Source organism: Mesorhizobium sp. M0060, from assembly GCF_040323155.1.
In the GTDB taxonomy this organism is placed as follows: Bacteria; Pseudomonadota; Alphaproteobacteria; order Rhizobiales; family Rhizobiaceae; genus Mesorhizobium.
In genome coordinates, this window is the sequence record NZ_JAMYUP010000050.1 from 15,806 (window position 1) to 40,141 (window position 24,336).

General features: G+C 60.7%; 18 protein-coding genes. 13 read left to right on the forward strand and 5 right to left on the reverse strand.

Features of this window, described 5'->3' with window-relative positions; genetic code table 11:
• The first annotated feature begins 11 nt into the window (after positions 1 to 11).
• Genes tssK through NKJ94_RS29365 form a run of 8 tightly spaced genes read left to right on the forward strand, consistent with a single transcriptional unit; the run spans position 12 to position 10,798 of the window.
• A complete protein-coding gene (tssK, locus tag NKJ94_RS29330; protein ID WP_352530181.1) occupies positions 12 to 1,346 on the forward strand; it encodes a type VI secretion system baseplate subunit TssK in 1,335 nt (444 codons plus the stop codon).
• A 4-nt stretch (positions 1,347 to 1,350) separates the two neighbouring features.
• A complete protein-coding gene (gene icmH, locus NKJ94_RS29335; RefSeq protein ID WP_352530183.1) occupies positions 1,351 to 2,673 on the forward strand; it encodes a type IVB secretion system protein IcmH/DotU in 1,323 nt (440 codons plus the stop codon).
• A gap of 1 nt (position 2,674) precedes the next feature.
• Complete coding sequence (gene tssM, locus NKJ94_RS29340) at positions 2,675 to 6,211, forward strand: type VI secretion system membrane subunit TssM (protein ID WP_352530185.1); 3,537 nt, start codon at positions 2,675 to 2,677, stop codon at positions 6,209 to 6,211.
• Positions 6,193 to 6,735: a type VI secretion system-associated protein TagF gene (tagF, locus tag NKJ94_RS29345; protein ID WP_352530187.1), complete on the forward strand. Its 543-nt coding sequence runs from the start codon at positions 6,193 to 6,195 to the stop codon at positions 6,733 to 6,735. The genes tssM (NKJ94_RS29340) and tagF overlap by 19 nt, the downstream gene beginning before the upstream one ends.
• Entirely contained in the window at positions 6,735 to 7,841 is a 1,107-nt protein-coding gene (locus NKJ94_RS29350) for a DUF2169 family type VI secretion system accessory protein (RefSeq protein ID WP_352530189.1), read from the forward strand. Before tagF ends, NKJ94_RS29350 begins: the two co-directional genes overlap by 1 nt.
• Complete coding sequence (locus NKJ94_RS29355; protein ID WP_352530191.1) at positions 7,838 to 8,872, forward strand: 3-oxoacyl-ACP synthase; 1,035 nt, start codon at positions 7,838 to 7,840, stop codon at positions 8,870 to 8,872. The genes NKJ94_RS29350 and NKJ94_RS29355 overlap by 4 nt, the downstream gene beginning before the upstream one ends.
• A complete protein-coding gene (locus NKJ94_RS29360; protein ID WP_352530193.1) occupies positions 8,873 to 9,844 on the forward strand; it encodes a DUF4150 domain-containing protein in 972 nt (323 codons plus the stop codon).
• Positions 9,845 to 9,871: 27 nt separating this feature from the next.
• Positions 9,872 to 10,798, forward strand: a complete 927-nt coding sequence (locus NKJ94_RS29365) for a hypothetical protein (RefSeq protein WP_352530195.1) — start codon at positions 9,872 to 9,874, stop codon at positions 10,796 to 10,798.
• A 116-nt stretch (positions 10,799 to 10,914) separates the two neighbouring features.
• Here NKJ94_RS29365 and NKJ94_RS29370 read toward each other — a convergent pair whose 3' ends face one another.
• The 3 genes from NKJ94_RS29370 to NKJ94_RS29380 are packed head-to-tail and all read right to left on the reverse strand — an operon-like array spanning position 10,915 to position 14,051.
• Positions 10,915 to 11,286, reverse strand: a complete 372-nt coding sequence (locus NKJ94_RS29370) for a hypothetical protein (protein ID WP_352530197.1) — start codon at positions 11,284 to 11,286, stop codon at positions 10,915 to 10,917.
• On the reverse strand, positions 11,286 to 11,711 hold the full coding sequence (locus NKJ94_RS29375) for a DUF6484 domain-containing protein (RefSeq protein WP_352530199.1): 426 nt from the start codon (positions 11,709 to 11,711) through the stop codon (positions 11,286 to 11,288). The genes NKJ94_RS29370 and NKJ94_RS29375 overlap by 1 nt, the downstream gene beginning before the upstream one ends.
• A 9-nt stretch (positions 11,712 to 11,720) precedes the next feature.
• The gene (locus NKJ94_RS29380) at positions 11,721 to 14,051 is read right to left on the reverse strand and encodes a type VI secretion system Vgr family protein (RefSeq protein WP_352530201.1); all 2,331 of its coding nucleotides are present in this window, start codon (positions 14,049 to 14,051) and stop codon (positions 11,721 to 11,723) included.
• 282 nt (positions 14,052 to 14,333) lie between these two features.
• On the opposite strand from NKJ94_RS29380, the gene tagH reads away from it, so the two are divergent.
• From tagH to tssM (NKJ94_RS29395), 3 genes are all read left to right on the forward strand, one after another.
• Positions 14,334 to 15,380: a type VI secretion system-associated FHA domain protein TagH gene (gene tagH, locus NKJ94_RS29385; protein WP_352530203.1), complete on the forward strand. Its 1,047-nt coding sequence runs from the start codon at positions 14,334 to 14,336 to the stop codon at positions 15,378 to 15,380.
• A gap of 300 nt (positions 15,381 to 15,680) precedes the next feature.
• Positions 15,681 to 17,186 (forward strand): type VI secretion system protein TssL, long form, encoded by a 1,506-nt coding sequence (gene tssL / locus NKJ94_RS29390; RefSeq protein ID WP_352530205.1) that lies wholly within the window; start codon positions 15,681 to 15,683, stop codon positions 17,184 to 17,186.
• A 22-nt stretch (positions 17,187 to 17,208) separates the two neighbouring features.
• Positions 17,209 to 20,769 carry a type VI secretion system membrane subunit TssM gene (gene tssM, locus NKJ94_RS29395; RefSeq protein ID WP_352530207.1) on the forward strand — a complete coding sequence of 1,187 codons (3,561 nt, stop codon included), beginning with the start codon at positions 17,209 to 17,211 and terminating at the stop codon, positions 20,767 to 20,769.
• A 132-nt stretch (positions 20,770 to 20,901) separates the two neighbouring features.
• Here the strand turns inward: tssM (NKJ94_RS29395) and NKJ94_RS29400 are convergent, their stop codons facing one another.
• Positions 20,902 to 21,537 (reverse strand): RES family NAD+ phosphorylase, encoded by a 636-nt coding sequence (locus tag NKJ94_RS29400; protein ID WP_352530221.1) that lies wholly within the window; start codon positions 21,535 to 21,537, stop codon positions 20,902 to 20,904.
• Between the two features lie 5 nt (positions 21,538 to 21,542).
• A complete protein-coding gene (locus tag NKJ94_RS29405) occupies positions 21,543 to 22,148 on the reverse strand; it encodes a helix-turn-helix domain-containing protein (protein WP_352530209.1) in 606 nt (201 codons plus the stop codon).
• Positions 22,149 to 22,410: 262 nt separating this feature from the next.
• On the opposite strand from NKJ94_RS29405, the gene NKJ94_RS29410 reads away from it, so the two are divergent.
• Both NKJ94_RS29410 and NKJ94_RS29415 read left to right on the forward strand, forming a co-directional pair.
• Positions 22,411 to 23,184, forward strand: a complete 774-nt coding sequence (locus NKJ94_RS29410) for a PP2C family protein-serine/threonine phosphatase (protein ID WP_352530211.1) — start codon at positions 22,411 to 22,413, stop codon at positions 23,182 to 23,184.
• A gap of 5 nt (positions 23,185 to 23,189) precedes the next feature.
• A partial coding sequence (locus NKJ94_RS29415; RefSeq protein ID WP_352530213.1) for a serine/threonine-protein kinase occupies positions 23,190 to 24,336 on the forward strand: 1,147 nt, incomplete at its 3' end.

The following is a 24,336-nucleotide window of genomic DNA, read 5'->3' on the forward strand; positions in this document are numbered from 1 at the left end:
AGAGTAGCCGCATGAGCGATGCAAACAGGGTGCTGTGGTCCGAGGGCCTTTTTCTCAGGACCCAGCATTTCCAGCAGCAGGATCGTTTCTTCGAGGCGACTGTGCGCGGCGCGCTGCAGGCCGGCCAACTGCATACATTCGGCTTTCAGCAATTGATGCTGGACCAGTCCTTGCTCGATGCCGGCCAGATCTCGATCCTGTCCGCACGAGGCATTTTCCCGGACGGGACCCCCTTTTCCATTCCCGAGATGATGGATGCGCCGCGTCCGCTGCCGGTCACCGCTGATACCGGTGCCGGCCCGGTGCTGGTCGCGTTGCCGCTCGAGCCTGCCGGCGGCATCGGTTTCGATCCGGCACACGCGGCACCCACTGGCGCGCGCTATCATGGGCGGATTGTTTCGGTGCGCGATGCCGTCCAGGGCGGTTCAGATCCCGAAGAAATCGAAATCGCCCGTCCGCAGGCCCTGCTGCTGGCACCTGGCAAATCGGTCGGCGGCTACACCGCCTTGCCGATCGCCGACATAAAGGGGGTTCGAGCCGATGGCGGCGTTTCCCTGAACGAGACGTTCCTGCCGCCGGCACTGGTTACCGGCGCGGTGGGCTGGTACCGGCAATTGCTTCTGGAAGTGGTCACAGGCCTTGACCAGATCGCCGAGGCGCATGGCAAGATGGTCATGGGCGGGCCAGGGCGCAGCGTTGAAGACCTGTTGCTGCTCAATCTCGCCAATGCGGCGCGTCCGCGGCTGGCCCACATGCTTGCGCAGGATGTTTTCCATCCGGCCGAACTTTACCTAGAACTCGTCGGGCTCGCCGGTTCGATGGCTACCTACGGCGCAAGCGCGCGGCGACTGGGCGAGTTGCCCGCTTACGATCACATGGCCCCCGGGCCGGCCTATTCGGCGCTGGCCGATGCGCTGCGCTCGCTCATCTTGAGCCTGCGCTACATCGAGCCGAAATCGCGCGCGCTGCCTGTCATGCGGCATTCGACCAATGTCTGGAAAGTCCGCATCGACAACCCAAAGCTGCTGGTGGCCAGCCGCATCGTCATCCGGGTCGGTTCGGAGCTGTCAGAGGACGCGCTGCGCAAGATATTCGTCAACCAGGCGACTGTCGGCTCGGCCGATCAGTTCGAGGGCCTGTGGAAGTCACGCCTGCCCGGCATCCCGCTGAAGCCGCTCCATTCCCAGCCGCGCGAGATCCCTTACGACGGCGATCGGCTGTGCCTTGAGCTGGACCAGAAAAGCGAACACTGGGCATCGCTGCTTGATGCGCCGGGCTTTGTCATCGGTGTTTCGGGTGTATTGCCGAGCGAGCCGCAGGTTGACTGCTATTCGGTGAACAGGTGAGATCATGAGCCGGGATGATCCTTTCGGACTGTCGGAGGATCGCGAACGCACCCGCATAAGGCTGACCGGCGCGCCGATGCCGCGACCGATGGCGGCACCCTTGCCGGGCGGGCCGATAAGGCGGTCGCGCACCCACCCGAACGGGCTTGTCAACGCCTTCGCGCCCTTGCTCGAGTTTGCTCCAGAGCTTGAAAGCGCGCTGGCACCGGAGAATCCAGAAGCGTTGCGCACTCGGCTGCTCGAAGAACTGGTTCGGGCACGCGACACCGTAATGGCGGCGGGATCCTCGATGGAACGGGCCGATCAGGCAGCCTGGGTGGTGGCGGCCTTGCTCGATGATCTGGCCCTGAACACGCCCTGGGGCGGGGCCAGCGCATGGCCGCGCCAGCCGCTTGTGGTCATGCTGCGCGGCGATGTCGATGCCGGCACGCAGTTCTTCACCCGGCTCGACGAACTCGAACGCCATCCGAACCGCGATCGCGAATTGCTGGAACTGCAGTATGACTGCCTGGCACTCGGTTTTCGCGGCAAGTATCGCGTGCCTGGCCGGTCGGGCGATCGCTCGATCAATGCCGTTCGGGTGGCTGCGGCACGCTTCCTGCGCGATGCCGACGCCGAGAACGCGCCGCTGTCGCCGAACTGGAAAGGCGTAATCGCATCCGACGAGCCGCAGCGCTTCATCGTTCCGATCTGGGTGATGGCCCTCGGCGCGGTGGTCATCGCCACCGCGACCTATATCGGGCTATCAGCGGGCCTGAGCAGCCAGGCGGTCGAGCTTTCCGCCCTGGTGCGCGCGCTGCCGCCGCCGACCCGTGGCGACATCAGCCGCTTGTCGCCAACGGTCGATGCGCCGCCGCCACAGACCGTGGATTTCGCGCTGCTACCCGAATTTGAAGCCGGGGCGCCGCCCGATCTCAAATCGGCTCTCAGCGGCACCGAGAGCGTTTCGCTGGCCAAGCTGGTAATCCAGGCCTCCAACCCTGAATTGTTCCAATCGTCGCGGCCAACACTGACTAAAGGTTTCGAGCCGCTGATCGGGTCGATCGCCAAGGTGATCCTCGCCAATCAGGAACTGATCGGCAACATCACGGTGGTCGGACATACGGACAGCGTTCCTGTGCAAAAAACCAATCCGCTGTCGACCAACCAGCGCCTGTCCGAGGCCCGCGCCCAGACCATTGCCGACATGCTGGTGCAGAACGGAGTGCCTCAGGAACGCGTTCACTCCGAGGGCCGAGCAGCCACAGATCCGGTTGCTGACGACAGCACGCGCGCGGGCCGGGCCTTGAACCGACGCGTCGAGGTGCTGGTCGAAAAGAGGCTGTGAGATGTTCATCCTGCGCTTCCTCTGGGCGGTCCTGACATCGCGCTGGCTATGGACGCTGATCGGCATCACGTTGCTTTCCCTGGTGATCTGGGTGTTCGGCCCAATCGTCAGGGTCGGTCCCTACGAACCTTTCGCCTCCGACAATGTGCGCATCGTCATCATCGCGCTGCTGGTCATCTTGTGGCTGGTCTGGCTGATCGTTGCCCAACGCCGGGCGATCCGCGCCAATCGCATGTTCGTCGCCGAGATTGCCGCTCCGGCGGTAGAAAAGCCGCTCAGCCCCGGCGAAGAGAACGTCGCTGCCGTCGGTGCCAAGTTCGCCGAGGTCATGGCCGAGTTGAAGCGCCGGAAGCTCGGCGGGCGCACGTTCCTGCGTGAGATGCCCTGGTACGTGATCGTCGGTCCGCCGGCCACCGGCAAGACCACAGCCTTGCGGCAGTCGGGGTTGAATTTTCCGATCGACCTGACCGACGACCTGCAAGGGGTGGGCGGCACGCGCAATTGCGACTGGTTCTTTTCGGAGAACGCGGTTCTGATCGACACTGCAGGCCGCTATGTCCAGCAGGAAAGCCAGCCCGATGTCGACGCGGCGGAGTGGCTGGGCTTCCTCGACCTTTTGAAGAAGCACAGGGGACGCCGCGCGCTCAACGGTGTGATCGTCGCGCTTTCGATCGATGTGCTTTCGGAGGGCGACGAGGCCATCAAGGCGCATGGCCGCAAGATCCGCCGTCGGCTGGCCGAGCTCAACGATCGGCTCGAAATCCGCCTTCCGGTCTATCTGATGCTGACCAAAGCCGATCTGATCAAGGGGTTCGAGGCGTTCTTCGGCGGCTTGTCCACGGCTGCGCGCGAGCAGGTCTGGGGGACCACCTTCGCGCTGGATGCGCGCGTCGATACAAAGACCATCGAGCGGGAAATCGCGACGCTAGCGACCGAGCTCGAGCGACGGCTGGTGCCTCGGCTGGAGGATGAGGACAAGCTTGCTAACCGCGCCGAAATCTTCAGGTTTCCCGCCCAGCTCGCCAGCCTGTGCGAACCGATCCAGGTGCTGGTCGAGGCAATGTTCGGCGAAAGCCGCTATGAGGAGGCCGCCTGGCTGCGTGGCCTCTATCTGACCTCGGCGACCCAGGAAGGGGCGCCGATCGATCGGCTGACCGCGGCGCTGTCTGCCTCCTTCGGACTTCCGCCGCGCCGGGCGTTGCCGGCGCCGCGCGTCGAAAAACGCAGCTTCTTCCTAAAGAATCTGCTTACCGAAGTCATCTTCAAGGAAGCGGGCCTCGGCACGTTCGATCCGCTGGCGCAACGCCGACGCGCCTGGATCTGGCGTGGCGCGGCCGCCGCATGTGCTGCAGCCGCCCTGCTGGTCAGCGGCCTGTTCACCTGGTCCTATTACGACAACCGCAACGCGATCACGGCCCAGGCAAGCCAGTTCGAGGCGCTGCAAACACCACTGACCTCGGCCGCGGCAAACCCGGCATCGGTAGAACAGCCTGCCATCGATGGCGCCCTCAGTGCGATGGATGAGGTCGCCAATGCCCGGACAACGCCGCCTGGCGCTGTGCAGGATCTGCTCGGACCATCGGCGTCGGCGGAGCTGGTGCGAGCGCAGACCGACACTTACGACCACGCTTTGCGCAACATTCTTGAGCCGCACATGGTGGCGCTGCTCGAGGCGACGATGTGGCGGCAGATCCGCGATCCGGACTTCATGCTTGGCGCGCTGAAGACCTATCGCATGATGACCGGCCTTTCCCAGATGGATCCGGACTTCGCCCAGAACTGGTGGGTGAACAGTCTGCCTGAATTCGCGGCGGCCGCCCCCTTTCCGACAGCTGACGCGGAAGAGCACCAGCTTGCCGCGATCCGTCGCATGGCAGTCGACGCCAGCTATATCGCCCCGGACCAGGCGCTGGTTGCCGAGGCACTGAAAACCGTCTGTACGATTTCGTTGCCGGCGCGTGCTTATAAGCAGTTGCTGGCGGACCCGGCGGTGACCGCGCTAAAGGAATGGGTTCCGGCGAACTTCGCCGGCCCCAACGGCGCCAAGGTCTTTGCGCGTCGCTCCGACAAGACGCTTCGCGTCGGCATTTCGGGAGCGTTTACCTATGCCGGCTTCCATGACGCCATTCTCGACCGGGTCGAGGATGTGGCTGCCCAGGCAGCACTCGACCGGGCGGTGTTCGCCGGCGGTTGCTCGGAAAATTCCGAAACCTCGGTATCGGCCCTGTCTGAAGATATTCTGAAGCTTTACTACGACGACTATATCGCACAATGGGACAGCTTCCTGCGCGATATGAGGCTGGCGCCATTGACCGACCTCAACGTCGCCAGTGAGAACCTCAAGGATCTTTCAAGCGCCGATTCCGCGCTGAAACGCCTGGTCACCGCGGTGGTCCAAGAGACCGAGCTTACGCGATCCGATGAAGCGCCGGCAAACGACAAGGCAGCGGCGGCAGGTGGCTCGAAACTGCTCGGCAAGCTGGGCAAGCTTGGCAAGATCGTAAAAACCGGAGCAAAGCTTTTGCCACGCGCCGGCTCCGCCGACGAGGTGGATCTTACCGGCAGTCTGGTGGCCGAGCATTTCAAGCCGCTCAAGGGTGCCATCGCCGAGGTCGACGGCCAGCCGCCGGCGCTCGACGCCGCCATTGTCGCGCTGACTGCGCTGTCCAACGTGCTGCAGACGGTGACGGCCAATCCCGATCCCCAGGATGCTATCAAGAAACAGGGGGGCCTCGCCGAACTGACCGGAGCGGTCGCCAGGCAGGCGCAGATCCTGCCCGACCCGATCGACGACTGGTTGGGCGGCATTGCCGGCGATACCAGCGGCTTGACGCAGAAGGCGGTCACCTCGGAGCTCAACGCGATCTGGCGCGCCGACATCCTGCCGTTCTGCCAGGCCGCACTCAACGACCGCTATCCGTTCAGCCCTGACAGCGCCGTGGACGTCAATGTCCGCGACTTCGCCCGCCTGTTCGGACCGGCAGGGCTGATCGACACCTTCATCAACGACCACCTGATCAGCTATGTCGACACGTCGGCGCAGCCATGGAAATGGCGCGCCGATTTCGGCCTCGACCCTTCGGCACTGGCGGCGTTCGAACAGGCAAGGCGGATCCGCGATGATCTCTTTCCCGGAGGTACAGGCCCGGTGATGAGCTTCACACTCGAGCCGAAGGATCTGTCGCCCAATGTCGCGCGGGTGACGCTCAATCTCGATGGCCAGAACCTCGTCTACTATAACAACGCAACGAGGCCGCAGCCGATGACATGGCCCGGCAAGGACGGCACAGGCGTCATCTCGCTCGCCTTTCAGCCGATCGACGGCTCGCCCGAAATCATGCTCAACGAGACCGGCAGTTGGGCGTGGCTGAGAATGCTGCGCAGCGGTCGTTTCACCGGCACCTCACTATCAGATGTCTACAGCCTGCGCCTAGGGACGAACGGCATGTACGCCGATTTCCAACTCAAGGCTGCCAGCGTCGAAAACCCTTACAACCTGCAGATGTTCAAGAAATTCTCATGTCCGCCGCAGATATGATCCTGCCCGGCTTCTACGGCAAAATGCCCGCCACCGGGGATTTCGTGACCCGGCGGCTGCCGGGGGATTTTGTGCGCGCCTGGGACCGCTGGCTAGCACAGCATATCGTCCCGCTTAATGGCTCAGAATCCTGGCCGCGCGGCACTGCACTGCGGTTCCTGACCGGTCCGGGTTTTGTCGGCGCGTCGGCAGGCATTATCTTGCAGAGCGCCGACAGAGTTGGCAGGCAGTTCCCGTTGAGCGTCGTCGCGCAGCTTTCCGACGCTCCCGTTGAGCTTGCCTATGCCGCTGCATGGTTTGCCGAGATCGAAAAGGTGGCCATCGCCGCCCAACATGGCGAGCTGACGCCTGGCGAGCTGGATACCGCTTTGGCCGTGGTCCCGGTGCCGCCGGTCGAGCCGGGGGGTGAGATCATCACCGACCTGGTGATGTGGACCAGCCGTTCGGACCTTTTCGACATCGACCCACTGTCGCCGCAAGCGACACTGGAGAAGATCTTTGCCTCATGTTGGGAAACGGGCTGATGCAGATCTGGAACCAGATGGGTTACCAGCACCAATTCACCATGGGCTTAGACAAGGCCGGCCACGAGTGGATCGTGGTGGTGGTGAAAGGCACGTTCGACTTCCCGGACAAACCCGGCGGACTGGTGCAGAAATCGGTCGAGCAGGTTCCGCTGGTAATGGCCGACACGCATACGGGCGTGCCGGGCTATTCGGCCACGCTTTGGGAAACCGACTTCGCATTCCGCAAGCCGCGCTGCGACGTAGTCGCTAATGGCTGCGCCTACGTGCCAAATGGCAGGCCAGCCGAGCGCGTGCCGGTCGGCATAAAGGTCGGCAATTGGTCGAAGCTGTTCGAAGTCGTGGGCCACCGCGAGTGGCGCTCCGTCGGTCCGGTCTTTACCCCCACGTCACCGCAGCCCTTCCTGAAGCTTCCGATTTCCTACGACGTTGCTTGGGGCGGTACCGATCGTCTGGACCCGGACGACATGCATCCCGCCAGCTACAGGTACAACCCGGTCGGAATCGGATGGTCGCGCACGAGAAACCAGCGCCTCGTGCCCGGTCTGCGGCTGCCGAACACGCAAGCTGTCGACGAAGAAATCCGCTCTCCGTTTGGTGATTACAAGCCGATGAGCTTTGGTCCGATGGGCCGCGGCTGGCCCGGCCGCATCGAATACGGCGGCACCTATGACGATAACTGGACGAAGAACATATTCCCGTTCCTGCCGCTGGACTTCGACGAGCGCTATTTCCAGATGGCGCCGCCCGACCAGCAGATCGACCAGCCGAAAGGCGGCGAGGACGTCGTGCTCATCAATCTGACGCCGGAAGGGCGGGTGAGCTTTCGACTGCCACCGACCGCGTTGCCAATGACGTTGTTCGCCGCGGACGACGAGGAGCCGCGGTTCGAAGGAAGCGTATTCCCCGATTCCTTGCTGTTTGACCCGGAGCATCGGCGCTTCTCCTTGGTCTGGCGGATTTCAAGCCGCATTCATCGCACGATCCTGGACTTTGTGGAGTGCTGGGTGGGGCCACCCTCGGAATCGATGCTCAGAGCACGAGCCTCCGGCCGCCGCTATATTCGAGCTGGGGGAACGGCGGACTCCGTTTCCGAGGATGCATGAAAAATCGGGTCGTCATAACTTCGATCGGCATGGTCACCCCCATAGGCTTGGACGCGCCTTCTTCTTGCGCGGCCATGCGGGCGGGCATCGACGGTTTTCAGGAGACAAGATTTGCAGCCGGCGGCGGCAAGCAATTGATCGGAGCGCCTATTCCAATCAAGGAAAACTGGGTTGGTGAAAGGCGGATTGCCTATTTGGCGGCGGCCGCGATCAAGGAGGCTGTGGGCGGTGCACCCGGTGCATTGGGATCGACGATCACCCTGATCCTCTGTCTCGCGGAAGAGGGACGGCACGGCGGGCCTGCACCGGACGCACGGAGCCTTCTCGGCCGCATAGGTGAACTCACCGGTCTGACAAGCTCTTGGCAGACGCACGTCGTCGCCCATGGCCGTCCATCCGGTCACATTGCGATCGAACATGCGCGCAGATTGTTAAGCTCTGGGGACGCTGAAAATGTCTTGATTGCGGGCGTGGACAGCTATCTCACGGCCGGGACCATCACCCATTACTTCGCAGAAAATCGCCTGTTGGCGGCTCGTCGTCCGGACGGATTCATACCCGGGGAAGCAGCAGCGGCATTCATCTGCACTGCGGCAAAACGGTCCGGGGCCAGTGGCCTCGAACTCCTCGGACTGGGTCTCACTCGTGAACCCGCCCATATCTACAACGAAGCGGATTTGCCGCTTCGCGGCGACGGGATGACTGCGGCTTATCGATCAGCGCTCGAAGAGACAGGGATAGAACTCAGTCGGGTGGGGTACAGAATCGCCGATCTGATCGGTGAGAAATACTGGTTCAAGCAAAGCGCATTGGCGACGTTGCGACTGGCTCGAGGCCGACGAGAGTTCATGGATATCTGGTCGCCGGGAGAAACCATAGGCAATGTTGGAGCCGCCGTGGTGCCGGTCATGGTGGGATGGGCCTTTACCGCCGCGGCCAAAGGATATGCCGCAGGTGATCCGGTTCTGATCGAGGCATCCAATGATGCGGGCGAGTGCGGAGCGGCGGTCCTGAGCGGATTGGCGCGATAGATGGCAAATGTGTTCGCCAACGGGCTGGAGATTTCCGGAAGGGGAAGCGACGGCAAAACGATTGCCGCCTTTCCAGACACCTGTTTCACGCCTCCGGAAAATCCTGCCACGCCGCCTGGCGTGCCAATTCCTTATCCCAGTTTCGGGTTTTCAAGCGATACCGATCAAGGAACGGGGACCGTCAAGATCTCAGACAAGACGGTCAATATCAAGAACCAGTCCTTTCTCTCAAAAACATCCGGAACCGAGGCCGGATGCGCGGCAAAAAAGGGCATTATTACTTCCACAAATACGGGCAAGGAGTATTTCCAGTCGTGGTCGAACAATGTGAAGTTCGACGGCGAACCTGTTATCCGGTTCACCGACCTTGCGACGAACAACCACGCCTCGCTTGCCGCCAACCAGAGCGCGCCTTGGTACCATCTTCTCTTCAGAGACGGTGCGGAGACGGAATGCTGGGCGCTCCTGCAGGAGCACAATCTGAGACTGCATCCTCACAACCAGGCAAATTGCCCCGATGGCTATGAATCGGAGCATTACGTCGGAAACGAATATTTTCAACATGACCGTGCTGGCAACAAAAGTTACAAACAATGGGAAAACTACAGCCAGCACCGCGCGCCCTGCGTGTGCATCCGCGCCAAGAAACATGCGAAAGGCGGAGGATTTAAGCATTCGGGAACCGGCTCGAAGGTCAATACACCTCACGACCTGAAGACCAAGCGGCTCAATCAATACAAGGAACGCCTTGCCAAGCGCGGCCAGAAGCCCAAGCTGAAGGGCGTTGTGGCCCAAGGTGCGGACGCCATCGTCAACGCGCACAAGGACACCAAGAGAGCCGATCCTGACACCAAGAAGGAGATCGCCAAGTGTCTGCGGGCAATCTTCATGGCCTACATTGAAGATGCGGTTCACCCCCCGAAATCGCGCGAGCAGTTGAACGAAATGACGACCATGTCTCACACCAGCTGAGTTCGGCAACAGCAAAGGTTGCAGCGAATGCCCAGAAAGATTGAAAACCTCAGCCCTGAAGAAGTCGATACTGACGCGATCAACGCATATCACCTCGGGGGAAATCTCTTCAGCGTCTCGGTGCAGCTGACCGACCGGCACAACGAGATTTCACACTCGTATCTGTTCAAAATCTTCTTCGATGGCAAGGTCGTTCGCAGCGAGACCGTATTCGAGTTACCGAGCCAGATCCTGTCACACGTCAGCCGCTCGCCGGAAGAGCACGTTGTGCTGGACTTGGGTGCGACGACCCACCTGTTCAGAGGCAAGTCCCACTCTACGTGGGAAACACCCTTTGACGACTTCGTTGACAAGATCTGGCAGCATGAAAGGGGAGAGCTGTACCTCATCGGAGACAACGGCACCTGCTGTATCGCACAGGGACAGTCCTGGCACCCGCTCAAAATGGGCACCAAGTCCTTTTTAAGAGCCATTCACGGCCAACCGGCTGGTGACGTACATGTCGCCGGGTACGACGGCACTCTGCTTCGCCTAGCGGGTAGCCGGTGGAGGCAGATTCCGCTCAATTTCAACGTGCCGATCAATGCAATCCATGTGGCAGCCGATGGCCGCGTAAAGATAGGTGGCGACGATGGCGACTGCTTCGAATACTTTGAGGATCGTGTAGATGAAGTTCAAGCGCCGGAGACGGACTTTGCATCGATTTACGAATTTAAGGGCAAGACCTATTGGGGTGACGACGGACATGGCCTTCTCGTTCAAGATGGACTCCAACTGGTCCCGTTTCGCGCCCTGGAATTTGGGAACTTCATGCATGCGACTCGCGAACTCCTGGTAGTTGTCGGCTGGAAGGAAGTATTTTTATTTGACGGAATTGAATGGCGAGGCTTCGAATTTGAATATGACGGCCAACTCCACTGCCGCATCATCGACATGACGCGCCGCTATCTATAGAAACGCTTTACCGCATTTCGCGTCCGTCAGACGGTTTAGAGCCGTTCTGAGTATTTGTGGTTCGCTTACGCAATTCCGGACGCAAAGACCGATACGCTATTCCTACACTGTTCTAGCTAGAGAACAGCGCCGGGACGGTCATCTTGCGCTAAGTCATTCTGGTGCGCAGCGATGTAACTGCGAACCTTATCGAGATCGAGGTCCGCTATTCTCGGCGGATCGGGAACCGACAACATTCGCAGGACAAAAAGTTCGCCCTGCTCTGGAGATTCCTCGTAGATTTTGCAGGCCATTGCCAGCCCGTGCTCACCTGCGACCCGTAACCCATCCAGATAGGCTTCCAAACGCTCGACGAGGCGCCCTAGCCTGACCTCGTCCATATCGGGGTTCTCATCGGGATGAAGCAGATGGTGATCGTACACAGTCCAAAGAAAGGCTGCCATCTCGGCGTGTTGCCGAACAATCTCGGGAAGCAGCGGGACTGGCATCAGTTGAGGTTCACCGATCCGCCACGAATTCTATTCGTGGCGCTGGCATGGCTGGTTACGTAAGTTCCCCGGATGGTGATATGGCCATTCTGCTCCATGACAATCGTGGCCTTTCCGCAGCGTAGTTCGAGGCGTTTCGCGCTCACTATTTTCACACACTCGCCGTCGCGGACAACCGAAGGCAAACCGGATTTATGCGCCGGTTCGACAATTCGCCCAACGATCAGGGGCTTAAGAGGATCGCCGTCCTGGAAAAGCAATGCCACTTCGGCGCCAATCATTGAAGACGACAGTTCGGTCAGGCTCCGCGCCGGGACAGCATCCGTGGACGGGTTGCCGGGGAATACGACCAGCGGCCCGCCGTCGCCCATCCCCAGGAACATACCTATCACGACACCGTCTATTCGCCCCAGAACATCAACCATTTGAGAATCCTAGTTCTGATGGATCTTACTGCCCTTCATCACGATCTTCTTCGAGGCAGTTATGCCGATTTCGCCTGATCCGGTAACGGTGATGTCCTTGCCCTCGATGGTGATCGTCCCGTCCTTCTTCAGCGCGATGCCTGCAGCCCCGCATTTTATCAGAATGCTATCGCCTGCCTGAATGGTGAGGTTCTTTCCGACCTTGATCGTTTTGTCCTCGCCGACGTCTTCTACGCTATTCTTCGCGATCTTCGCCGCACTGTTTCCACCCACTTCGGTCTGATCATCCTTGGCGACTTTGGCTAATCGGCCCGCGTCAATTGTCGTGCCTTGATCCTTCGCGATCTTGACGGTCTGACCGCCGCCGATCTGTATGGTCTGGTCCGCGGCGATGTTCCAGCTATCCGCCGCTCCGATGTCGTGGCTTTGCGCCGCGCCTACAGTGACCGAGCGTGTCGCACCGATTGTATTCGCTTGCGGGCCACCCACAGTTCGGGTTTCGGATGCTCCGACCGAGTCGACCCGAGCCGCGCCCACGGTTATCGTCTGCACCGCCCCGACAGTCTGGGTGTGCGCGATGCCGATGGTCTCGGTAGAATTTGACCCAATGCCTATCGTCTCGTTGGACCCCACTGTCAGCGAGCGATTGGCGCCCACCGTCTCGGTATCGTTGTTGCCGATATCCGTGGTCTGGTCGACGCCGATCTTGACCGTCTTGTTGTTGCCGACGTCCTCGTCGAGATTGTGCCCTACGGAGTGCTTGGCGTCGTGATCGATGCGGTCGGACTGGTCGTGTTGAACCAGCTTGTTACGGTCGTGCTTGATCAGAAGGTGATGGTCCTTCTGCGCCTGGAAGTTGACCAGTTCGGAGCCGGCCTTGTCCTCGAACATCAGTTCGTTGTAGCCGCCGCCACCTTTCGATGAATCGGATTTCCAGCCGGATTGCGTGGCGCTACCCGGCAGTCCATAGGGCGGCATCTGGGAGGCGTTGTAGACCCTGCCGGTGATGATCGGCAGATCGGGGTCGCCTTCGATGAAGTCGACGATCACCTCCTGGCCGATGCGTGGGATCTGGATAAACCCCCAGCCGCTACCGGCCCAGGTCTGTGAGACCCGCACGAAACAGGAGCTGTTCTGGTCCTTCTTGCCCAGACGGTCCCAATGGAACTGGACCTTCACCCGGGCATATTTATCGGTGAATATCTCCTCGCCGGAGGGACCGACCACCGTCGCCGTCTGCGGCCCGCGCATGATCGGCCGTGTCGTGACCCGCGGCGGACGATAGGGCAAGGCCGTCGGTGCCACACCAAGGATCACCTTGAAGTTCTCGCTGTCGACATCTGCATGGGCTCTGTAGCCCGGGTCGAACAGCCTGTATTCGGCGCTCACCACCAGATACTCCTGGTTCTGGTCCTCGCGCGGAAAGCCGTCCAGCTTGAACGTGCAGCCTGAATACAGGCCGCGCACGGTTCCGACCGCGGCGATGCGCTGGTGCACCGCCTGGATTTCCTCGCGCCGGATCGCCGCCAGGCTGTCGCCGCGGCTCACTTCCAGATGCGCGCCGGGCTGCCGGTAATTCTCGCCCGCGGCCAGCTTATGATTGAACGGCTGGGCCGATTTGGCCGTCAGGTCGGCGCCCGGCTTCTTGAAGTCATAGTCGGTATGGACATAGGCGCCCGGCCGCACCGAACTGCCTGGAATCCATTCGGTAATATATTCAACGTCGCGCCGGGAGCCCTGCCCTTCGAAGTGATAGGGCACCTTTTCATAGCCCGGCGCCGGCTTCAGCTTGCTCATCGCGTCGGCGAGCACAAGCGTGTGCTTGCCCTCGCCATGCTCGAAGAAATAAAGGATGCCCTCGTGCTCGAGCAGCCGCTGCACGAAATCGAGATCGGTCTCGTCATATTGCACGCAGTATTCGCGCGGCGGATAGGACCCTTGCAGGCGCTTTTCGAATTTTGCCGTGCTGTATTTCGAAAATACCTCTTCGACGATTTCGATGACGCTCATATTTTGGAAAATGCGGCAGTCCGTCGTATTGCCGAGAAACCAGAGCCATGGCCTGACGACTGCTTCGTAATAGGCCAGCCGGTCCTCGATCCGGGTGAGGCGAAACTCCGACACGATGCCGCTGAACCAGCGCTGGGGGTTGGATTCACCTTCGATCGAGACGGCGCCACCCAGCATCTTCAGCGGATCGATATCGGGGCTGGGGCTTACGAACCCGACCGTATAGGCCAGACAACGACTGATCTCATCTCGCCCGACGAGATGTGTGAAGGTCAACAGCTCAGCGCCAACTGGCGTTTGCACCACCGTGGCGCGTTGTTCACTCGGCATGGGTCGTGCCCCTCCTGAGCCCGGCCGCCAGCGCGGTGGATTTGAAGATCCTATTCAGGAACTCGAAATCGCATCAAGCCTCGATGGTTGCCACTCCATGTCGAGAGTACCACATGTTTGTTGTGCAGGCCAAAGCGGACCATGAAACGCTGGCCTAGTCTGCTGAATCAAGGGGTCGCTCGTTGTGTTCCGCCAAGGCGATGCGAATTTTGGGATTAGCCACTCTAAAAACATGGAGTATCGTGTCGACAAGGCCGCCATCGATCACACAGGCGATTTCGCATGTTAATCAGTCTGCAGATCAGCAACGTCGATGCCCTGCCCGTTGGCGTGTCGCCCGGCTACAGATCGCGCAATCGCAGCTTCAAAATCGGGCGCGAAAATTGTGACTGGATCTTGCCCGACCCTGACAAGTTCATCTCCGGCCGGCATTGCCAGATTCGATACGAGGCAGGCGCATTTTGGCTGCATGATATTTCGCGCAATGGCACTTTCATTAACGGATCGAGCCAACGCATAACCGGTCCGCGCCGGCTAGACCACGGCGACAGGCTCCTGGTCGGCCGCTACGTCGTCGTTGTATCGATTGACGACGATCACGCCACGCCAAGTCATCCGGAAAGTGACCGAGGTTCGACGCAACGACACATGCCCGTCGTGGTCGATCGGCAGCTTGACTCTGGAGGCGAGCCTTTCTTGGGTTCGGCAGAGCGATGGCTCGGGCAACAAGCACCGTCGCTGCCCGCGTCCGTTCCTTCGATGAGAGACGAGGTGCTGCGGGAGATCGCGATTGGAGCGGGTATTTCCCCGGAACTGCTGCAGTCGCGGGACCCGCACGAAGTTGCGGCCGAAATCGGCTCGGTCCTTCGGGTCGTGGTCGAGCAGCTGGCCTTGCTGCTGAAGGCACGTGCGGCTGCAAAGACATTGGCCAAGAGCCCACACCGAACAATGATAAGCTCGGCCGACAACAACCCCCTGAAGTTCGTGCCGGGAATCGACGACATACTCGAAATCATGTTTGCACGGCGCAGAGCCGGCTATCTCGATGCCAGGAACAGTATCGAAGACGCGTTCCGCGATCTCAAGACGCACGAATTTGCGACTTATGCCGCCATGCAAGCTGCGCTGTCGCGACTGCTTGACGACCTGTCGCCGGAAGCGATCGGCAAAAAGCTCCCGCCGTCATCGTTTACCTCCAAGAAAAGTCAGGCATGGGACGCCTTTGTCACGACATGGCGGACGATGGAGGAGGGCCACGAAAACGGTATGCTGGACATATTCCTGGCTTATTTCAGCGAGGCCTATGCCAAAGCCGACAAGCAAAAATAAAACAATCCAAGGGACCGCGGCGCTGCAGCTGACCAAGAAAAAATCGTTGGCGTGCCGCATCATGTTCCAATCGGCAATATCTGAGACTACGATCACCTACGACAGTTCGCCAAGCGGGTAAGCCTGATTGACCTGGGGGTCGCGGCAAATGTCATGTTACGGCGGCATAGCATCCTGTAGGCAGGCTTCGTCCGGAGCACACTCTCGCCGGCAGGCCCCTTGCTTGCCCGGTCCGGCCAGGAAACGTCTGGCGCCTCTCACCCACAGAAGCCGATACCGCATGGCGACGGAACCCGGACGATGAGCTCGAAGGACCGTCCTTTCGGCCCGGCGGGAAAGACTGTCATTCGCGCCAATCCCCGGCGCGCGCAGAATCCAGGCCTACCCCCAAAGGAGCCCATCGCGGACAGTGTCAGTCCCTCGCAAGTCAAGGACTCGACGGTTTTCGATCCTGGTATCGGCAGCCATGCGCCACCGGGCTGGACATCCGGAACCGTTCTTTATCAAGGAGCACCATCCGGTGCTGCGGCGAAAACCGGGGCGGTCGCATCAAGGCAGGCCATCCAGCAGGAGGTCCTTCTGGAGGCCGCGGACAGCATTAAATATTCGGCGGCAAATCCGATACTTGCCGCGTCAGCGCCACTGCTCATGCTGTTTGGGCAACTCAGGCTTATCTCCGTCGAAAGGCAAGCAGAGCCATTGGCGGAACATATCGCCGAAGCGCTGGAGAGGTTCGGCCGGACACTGGAGAAGTCAGGCGTTGCCGAAGAGGACGCGCGGATCGCAAAATTTGCTCTTTGCGAAACTGCCGACGATCTTATCGGCAACCTGCCCTGGGCCAGCAAAGACGCCTGGGCGCAGCACAGCATGCTGTTACGGTTCTTTCATGTCGAGCCCACTGGCGCGGGCTTCTTCGAAGCACTGAACAAGGTATTGGCCAATCCGGAGCCGCACTACGATCTGCTCGAGCTGATGCATGTCTGCCTTTCCCTGGGATTTGAGGGCCAGTATCGGGGACTGGCGCGCGAAGACACCAGTCTTGAACGTGTCCGGGGCGATGTCTATGAGACGCTCCGCTACTTCAGGGCGCGCGCCGGAGAGGACATCTCACCCCGCTGGCAAGGCATGGCGGCGACGATGGTGCCGCCTTCGGCCCGCCTGCCGCTCTGGGTCGTTGCGGCAACGGCCTCGGCCCTGCTGACGGCGGCGTTCTTCACGTTGCGGGTCTTCATGACGGACGAGGGCGATGCTGCCGCCAGCCAATTGCTGGCGCTCAACCCATCGACGCCGCTGACCATCGAGCGCGCCAGCGTGGCGCCGCTTGCCGAACCAGCGAAAATCGTCCCGCCGGCCGCAACCCCGCAGATCGATCGCATCCGCTCGGCGCTGGCCACGCAAGTCGAGCGCGGCGGGCTGACCATCGGCACTAAGGGCAACTTCATCGTAGTAGAGATCAATAATCTATTGTTGTTCCAGCCTGGCAAGGCCGAAGTGAAGCCTGAGTTTCAGCCTCTAGCCGCAGAGATCGCCGCAGCCCTGGAGCGCGAGCCCGGGCCAATCAGGATCGTCGGCCACACGGACAATGTGAAGCCACGGAAATCGAGCCCGTTCAAATCCAACTTCGACCTTTCCGTCGCCCGGGCGAAGGCCGTTGAAACAATGATCGCCCCGAAATTTAGCGATCCCTCGCGAATAACCGCCGACGGCAAGGGTGAAGATGAGCCAATTGCCGACAACGCGACGCCCGAAGGCCGCGCCAAGAACCGCCGTGTCGACATGATGATCCCCAAGGAGGAAACGCTGTGAACACCGCCGGTCGGAAACGCCCATGACGGGTTGGCTGCTGCGGATATTCAGCACGGTCGCGTTGGCCGGTTTCGCGTCGGCGGTCTGGTTTGCCGGACCTTTGATCCGCTTCGCCGATATCCGGCCTCTGGGATCTGTCTGGCTGCGCGCGACAATCATCAGCACGATCGTGGCGATCGCGGCCCTCTTTTACGGAGTGGGCTTTTGGCAGAGGAGAAAGGCGCAAAAAGCGCTCGAGACGGTCGTCGCTCGCGCCGAGGGCAGCAATGACGATTCGCCGGTACTCGAGGCGCGCATGAATGAAGCCATCGCAGCGTTGAAGCGGTCGAGCGGCAAACGCAATTTCCTCTACGATATCCCCTGGTACGTCATCATTGGTCCGCCTGGCGCGGGCAAGACGACGGCACTGGTCAATTCGGGCCTGAATTTTCCGCTTGCCGGTTCGGGAAACGCCCAGCCGGTGGCCGGTGTCGGCGGCACCCGCTCCTGCGACTGGTGGTTCACCGAAGAGGCAGTGCTGATCGATACGGCAGGACGCTACACGACGCAGGATTCCAATGCCGGAAGCGACAGCAAGAGCTGGCTCGCCTTTTTGTCCCTGCTTAAGAAATACCGCGCCAGGCACCCGATAAACGGGGTCATCCTGGCCATCAGCCTTGCCGATCTCATCGGCCTCGACGACCAGCAGCTCGATGCCCACGTCATCGAAATACGCAGTCGCCTGAGGGAAATCTACGAAACGCTGAAAATCCAGTTTCCGGTGTACCTGCTTTTCACCAAGGCTGATCTTGTTTCCGGCTTCATGGATTATTTCGGCGGTTTCGACGAGCCGCGCAGGCGCAAGGTCTGGGGCGCGACATTCCAGACCACAGACCGCAACAAGAATATGGCTGGTGAGGCTCCGGCCGAATTCGATGCACTGGCAAAACGTTTGGCGGAAGAGATGGCTGACCGCCTGCAGGAGGAGGCTGATCCGGTCGCGCGGATATCGATCTTTGGCTTCCCGGCGCAGTTTGGCGCGATGAGGGGCCGAATTGCCAGTTTCGTCACCAGCCTGTTCGATCCGGTCCGCAGCCAGGTGAATGTCAGCCTGCGTGGGTTCTATTTCTCGTCAGGCACCCAAGAGGGAACCCCGATTGATCAGCTGCTGGGCGCAATCGGCCGCAGTTTCGGCAACAATTCCCGCGACCATCTGTCAGGAACCGGCAAGAGCTTTTTTTTGCATGATCTTCTGACTAAGGTCATTTTCGCCGAATCCGGATGGGTTTCGTACGACAGGTCGGCTGAGAGGCGGGCAGCGGCCATCAGATATGGCGGCTTTGGCATCATAGCGTTGCTTACCGCGGCAGCGCTTGGCACCCTCGGCTTGAGCTTTACGGCCAACCGCTCGCTGATCGCCTCTACGATGCAGGCCACGAGCCAGTATCGCGAGACTACGGACGCCCTGCTCAAAAGCACCACGGTCACCGATGTTGACCTCGAAAATGTCATTGGGCCGCTCGATCATCTGCGCAACCTGCCGGCCGGCTTCGAAAGCAGTGACTTACCGACGCCGATTGAGGAAACGTTCGGCCTAAGCCAGCGGGAAAGGCTTCTTTCAGCATCCAAAACGGCTTACCGGCAAGCACTGGAACGAATGTTCCGATCGCGTCTGCTGATTCAGGCTGAGCGGACAGTCCAAGCGACGATGGCTGACCCGGCCCAGCTCTATGAACCGCTGAAGATTTATTTGATGCTCGGCGGCAAGGCACCCAAGGTCGATGACGCCTTGATCATTTCCTGGATGAAGCAGGATTGGGAGCAGCACCGGTATCCGGGCGAGAGCAACCGCGAAGGACGCGCGCAGCTCGAAAAGCACCTGCGCGCCATGCTTGCGTTGGACGACGCCTATGATCCGGTTTTCGAACTCAACCAGCCACTTGTCGAAGCGGCCCAACGCTCACTCGGGCGCATGAGCCTTGCCGATCGTGCGTCCGCATTGATCAAGTCGGCGGTGTACGCGGCTGCGCTGGACGATTTTGCTGTTTCCCTCAAAGGTGGGCCGGAAGCGCAGCTTGTGTTGGAGCGCGTCGATGGCGGCGATCTGTCGAAACTTCGTGTTCCCGGTCTCTACACCTATGCCGGCTTCAACAACTTCTATCTTGGACAACTTTCGCACATTGCGCAGATGCTCGTCGACGATCAGTGGGTTCTGGGCGGTGGCGGCGAGCAAGGCAGCATCGATCAGGATTTGCTCAAGCTCGGCCCCGAACTTCTCGATCGCTACGGCAAGGAGTTTGCAGCCGCGTGGAACAGCGTTCTCGACGGCTTGAAATTCAAAGCAATGCTGAACGACGCGCCGCGCTATGTCGCGCTTTCCGCCGTCGCCTCACCAACCTCGCCGATCGAACAGCTTTTTACGGCGATCGCCAACGAAACAGCTCTGACGCGCGACCCTGCTTCCGGCAGAGACTCGGACGCCGGGGCAGAAGGCATCGCCCAGAGCCCGTCCCAGGACGCCGCACACATGGCCAAGGGCCTCGCTCGCATTGGCATTCAAAGCGGCACCGCAAAATCGCAAAGCCGTGCCGGTGCGGGGTCGGCGAGCTCACAAAGCCAGAGTCCCGGGGCAAACATCGAAGTGCAGTTCAGGTCGTTCCAGGCCCTGGTGAGCGGTCCTGTCGGACACCGTCCGATCGATGCGTTGACCCAGAATTTTCGCGATATCTACCAGAGCCTGCAACTGGCGACGGAGGTCCCTTCGCAGACGGAACGCGTCAACACGAACCTGCAGCTGCAGATAGCCACCCTTCGCGCCAATGCATCGCGTCTGCCCAAGCAACTCGGCAGAATGGTCAACGCAACGGCAGACGAGTTTGAGGGCAATGCGGCTGAAATTTCCTTGGCGAATTTGAACCAGATGCTCGACCAGGCCGTCACGCAGCCCTGCGAGGAGGCGGTCAACGGCCGCTATCCTTTCGCCAGCGACGCCACCGAGGATATTGCGATGGCGGATTTTGCAAAGTTGTTCGCTCCGGGCGGCCTGATGGACCGGTTCTTCGCACAAAATCTCGCATCGTTGATCGACATGAGCGGCCAGGACTGGAGCTGGAAACAGGATGCGCGCTTCGGGCGCGACCTCTCGAAGCCAACGCTGAAAGACTTCCAGCTGGCTGCGGAAATCCGCGGCGCATTTTTTCCCTCGGGCGGGTCAGTGCCCTCGGTCGACCTAACCTTTACCCCGTTCTCGCTGCACGGCGATGCAGATGCTGCGGTGCTCGATGTCGATGGCCAGATCGTCCAGAGCAAGCAGGCGGGTAATGCGCCAAGCACTGTGTCCTGGCCGAACGGCACGGCCGCGGGATCTGCCAGTCTGAGACTGACCCCGGAAATGCCGGGCCGCGAATCCGCCATCAAGCTCGAAGGGCCGTGGTCGCTGAAACGGTTGCTGGACAAGGCCACGATCACCACCAAGGACAGCACTGTTGAAGCCCGCTTCGTAATCGGCGGACGTGACGTGGCCTACACGATTCAGGCCGGTTCCGGTCCCACTCCCTTCTTCCTTCCGGCACTTTCGGCATTTAGCTGTCCGAAGGCGTTTTGAGATTGGTAGCGGCTCAAAGTCCAAAGCGCCTGGTTTGTGTGCATGCCCAGACCGTCCGCCAGCAATCCAGGCAAGCAACCGCCGCGCCAGGCCCCCGACAAGCGTGTGTCGCTGGCAGCGCTAGCTGATGCCCTATCTGGTGGGTAGCGAAACGGATTTTCCATAACTGTCGAGCACCGCTGCAACTTCGTCGAACATGCTCGACAAGGATCGGGTTTCCTGCGGCAGAAGTTGAAAGTCAGGTCTCTCAAAGAGAGCGAGGCAGATCTCGCTGGAATCGTGTCGCGATTGGTAGGCCAATCCGTCCGGCTGATCTCGATGACGCCACAGCGCGTCAGACCAAAGTCCGCAAGACTCATAAGGCCCGGTCGAAATCGCGTTGTCCGTGCCCACGGCTTGAAGTCCCGGTCCATACAAACGCACAACCTGCAACGGCCGGTCCGAGACCAACGCCGATGCGGAGCGCTCCAGTATATCTGCCATGCTGACCATGAGGCGTTGCGGATTGCGGAGCAGCGTTTCGGCCAGCGCGCCGCGAAGCGTCAGCCCGGCATAAATGACTCCGAACCACCCGCCCGCGCTGTCAAAACGACCGGTCGGCGGCACGCCTCGTCCCGGGCCGAAAAAAATCGGGTCGAGCCAAGTTCGGTGAATACGGTGCAACACCTGACCGGCTTCTATTTCATCAATAGGAAGCGAGATATCGTCAAGCCAATCGGGAGGAGCAGGCGCCACACCTAGTGGACCTCGGCGTGCTGCCCGCTCCATGGAAATCACGCAAACCCATCCGCAGCCTCACTGCGTAAAACGCGCAGCACTGAATCTCGATCGCCGGCCCTCAACGCCTCAAGTGGCGTGCGCCCACCAAGCACCGAGTCTGGGGCGAGCAAGAAGTCCAGCGCCATCCACGGTCCGGCTGAAGTGTAGGCCCGCACAACGTCCGCGATGCCGGTGACCACATCTGTTTCGTCAAATTGACAAGCAGGATATCGCCAGTCGCTTCCCTCCCGAACGGCAAGCAACGACCCGGCCCGCCGGCGCTTGTCCACTGCCTGTCGCGAAATGCCGAGCAGCCGTCCAGCATCCTCGGCCGACAAGGTGCCACCCGCACGCTCGATCAGAATCTTGCGGTGTTCGACGTTCCTTGCAAGGGCGGGAACGAGTGGGTCGAGTTCTATGACAGCTGACCCGATGACGTCAGACTGGCTGAGAAGCCGGGCGAGCGAACCGGCATCGGTCGGGGCTGACAAAGCGTCAGAGAGAACCTTCGAAGAGGCAGTGGCTGCTATGCGCTCCAGCGCTGACGTGGCGCGTCGAAGAAACATCGCCTGAAGGCTATCAGACCGGAGAACACTTGTGTTTGGCGCTGTCCGAGCCATGATGACCTCAATGGTTTACATGAGGAACATATAGATACGGTACTGCCTAAGTCAACCAGCGCGGCGCCGCGATATCCGGGGAGATCGCAGTAGGGGCAGCTGACAGCCGCGTCGCGTCGTGAAACCATTTCTCGGGCTTTTCCTTGCAGTGACGCGCTCCAGAAATTTCGATACTTTAATATTCCAGCCTGTGGCAAAGTGGCGGCAGCGAGCGCCTGAAGGTGCGCCGCAGAGGACGCTTTGAGAAGCGCTTGGTGGCAAGGTGAGCGATGTCGCCCTTTCCTTTGAAAGCTTCGGCGTGAGCCACAATGGCTGTGTCCGTGAGCATAATGAAGACAACTATCTGGTCGAGCCACGAACCGGCCTGTGGGTGGTGGCCGACGGAATGGGTGGACATGAAGCCGGAGAGGTCGCTTCAGCCAGCATTGTCGATCATCTGGCCACGATCGGGATTGCCAGCTCCGCCCCAGATCTTCGGGCGCGCTTCGAGGACAGGCTGAGCCGCGCCAACGCCGAGATCCGCAGGATCTCCGAATCCCGCGGCATAACCATCGGCTCCACCGTTGCCGCCCTCTTGGCGATGGATGGGCGATTTGCCTGCCTGTGGGCGGGCGACAGCCGGGTTTATCTGGTCCGCAACGCCTCGATCTCGCAGATCTCGAGGGACCACACCGAAGTTCAGGAACTTCTCGATCGCGGCATGATCAGCGCAGCCGAGGCGCTCACCTGGCCGCGCCGCAATGTCATCACGCATGCGGTAGGCGTCAGCGACGAAATCGTCATCGATTTCCAGCAAGGCGAAATCATGCCGGGAGACATCTTTGTGTTGTGCACAGATGGGCTGACGGCGCATTTGACCGACGCCGAGATCGGAGCCGCGGTGGTGTCCGCGACGCCTCAGGCGGCTTGCGAAAATCTGCTGCAAATGGTGCTGGCGCGGGGCGGAACAGACAATGTCACCATTGTGCTGGTGAAGTTCGCAAACGGGCACAACGGACAATCTCCCCACCCTGATCTGTCCAGAGCGGAGGGTTGAGGCTGATGAGCGCCGACGACAAGACGCGAAGATCGCCGCAGCTGGCCAACACCGCCGTCGGCACGCAACTCAGCGGCATCTACGAACTTGACGAGCGGATCGCATTCGGTGGCATGGGCGAGGTCTACCGTGGCCACAACATCCAGACTGGCGACCTCGTCGCGATCAAGATCGTCCTGCCGGAATTTGCCCGCGACCCGACGATCTTGTCCTTGTTCCGCAAGGAAGCGTCAATCCTCAATCACCTGTCGCATGATGCGGTCGTGCGATACCACGTCTTCACCATCGATCCCGGGATCGGCCGTCCCTACCTTGCCATGGAATTTGTCGACGGCGAGTCGCTGTACGACATCATGCGACGTGGCCCGATGCCGACTGAAGAGGTACGCAAGCTCTGCCATCGCCTCACTTCGGGTCTGAGCGCCGTGCATCAAGCGGGAGCAATTCACCGCGACCTCTCCCCCGATAACATCATCTTGCCAGGGGGTAGAGTCGACCGCGCCAAGATCATCGATTTCGGTATTGCGCGATCGGCGACCGTCGGTGGGGAGACCCTGATCGGCGGAAAATTCGCGGGAAAGTACAACTACGTTTCGCCCGAACAGTTGGGGCTGTACAGCGGCGATGTCAGCGAGCAATCCGACATCTACAGCCTGGGGCTGGTGCTGGTTGCCGCTCTGCGCGGGAAGCCGATCGATATGAGCGGATCCCAATTCGAGATCATCGAAAAGCGCCGGACCGTGCCCGACCTGTCCGACATCGACGACGATTTTCGTGGCATTGTTGAAGCCATGCTGCAGCCGGATCCGCGAGACCGCCCGGCGAGCATGGCGGAAATCGCCAGAATGACGCGTGACGAGGACGAAGGGACAACGCCACCAACGTTCATGCCGACCCGCGATCGGCCGGGTTTGCCACGAGCGGGGCAAACCCTTGCGCCTGAGCCCAAGGCCCAGCCTTCCTATGATTTGGGGCGTGACGCGCCTGTGACAGGGTCCGGTGGGCAGCGCTTCGTCCCGCATGTCCGGCCCGCGCTGCTGTCCGAACCGCGGCCTTCAGCAGTCGCCAGCCCGCCCCCCCGCGGGGGGGCGGGGGGGGGGGGGGAATGGACCCAGAACCCCGCCCAAGAGCATTTATGCGTAGCGGCGGTGG

Excerpts from the sequence above, each read along its gene's own strand:
- tssM (WP_352530207.1), top strand. The coding sequence starts at position 17,209 with ATGACGGGTTGGCTGCTGCGGATATTCAGCACGGTCGCGTTGGCCGGT.
- NKJ94_RS29350 (WP_352530189.1), top strand. The coding sequence starts at position 6,735 with ATGCAGATCTGGAACCAGATGGGTTACCAGCACCAATTCACCATGGGC.
- NKJ94_RS29370 (WP_352530197.1), bottom strand. The coding sequence starts at position 11,286 with ATGCCAGTCCCGCTGCTTCCCGAGATTGTTCGGCAACACGCCGAGATG.
- tssL (WP_352530205.1), top strand. The coding sequence starts at position 15,681 with ATGAGCTCGAAGGACCGTCCTTTCGGCCCGGCGGGAAAGACTGTCATT.
- tssK (WP_352530181.1), top strand. The coding sequence starts at position 12 with ATGAGCGATGCAAACAGGGTGCTGTGGTCCGAGGGCCTTTTTCTCAGG.
- NKJ94_RS29375 (WP_352530199.1), bottom strand. The coding sequence starts at position 11,711 with ATGGTTGATGTTCTGGGGCGAATAGACGGTGTCGTGATAGGTATGTTC.
- NKJ94_RS29380 (WP_352530201.1), bottom strand. The coding sequence starts at position 14,051 with ATGCCGAGTGAACAACGCGCCACGGTGGTGCAAACGCCAGTTGGCGCT.
- tssM (WP_352530185.1), top strand. The coding sequence starts at position 2,675 with ATGTTCATCCTGCGCTTCCTCTGGGCGGTCCTGACATCGCGCTGGCTA.
- NKJ94_RS29355 (WP_352530191.1), top strand. The coding sequence starts at position 7,838 with ATGAAAAATCGGGTCGTCATAACTTCGATCGGCATGGTCACCCCCATA.
- NKJ94_RS29400 (WP_352530221.1), bottom strand. The coding sequence starts at position 21,537 with ATGGAGCGGGCAGCACGCCGAGGTCCACTAGGTGTGGCGCCTGCTCCT.
- tagF (WP_352530187.1), top strand. The coding sequence starts at position 6,193 with ATGTCCGCCGCAGATATGATCCTGCCCGGCTTCTACGGCAAAATGCCC.
- NKJ94_RS29360 (WP_352530193.1), top strand. The coding sequence starts at position 8,873 with ATGGCAAATGTGTTCGCCAACGGGCTGGAGATTTCCGGAAGGGGAAGC.
- NKJ94_RS29365 (WP_352530195.1), top strand. The coding sequence starts at position 9,872 with ATGCCCAGAAAGATTGAAAACCTCAGCCCTGAAGAAGTCGATACTGAC.
- icmH (WP_352530183.1), top strand. The coding sequence starts at position 1,351 with ATGAGCCGGGATGATCCTTTCGGACTGTCGGAGGATCGCGAACGCACC.
- NKJ94_RS29405 (WP_352530209.1), bottom strand. The coding sequence starts at position 22,148 with ATGGCTCGGACAGCGCCAAACACAAGTGTTCTCCGGTCTGATAGCCTT.
- tagH (WP_352530203.1), top strand. The coding sequence starts at position 14,334 with ATGTTAATCAGTCTGCAGATCAGCAACGTCGATGCCCTGCCCGTTGGC.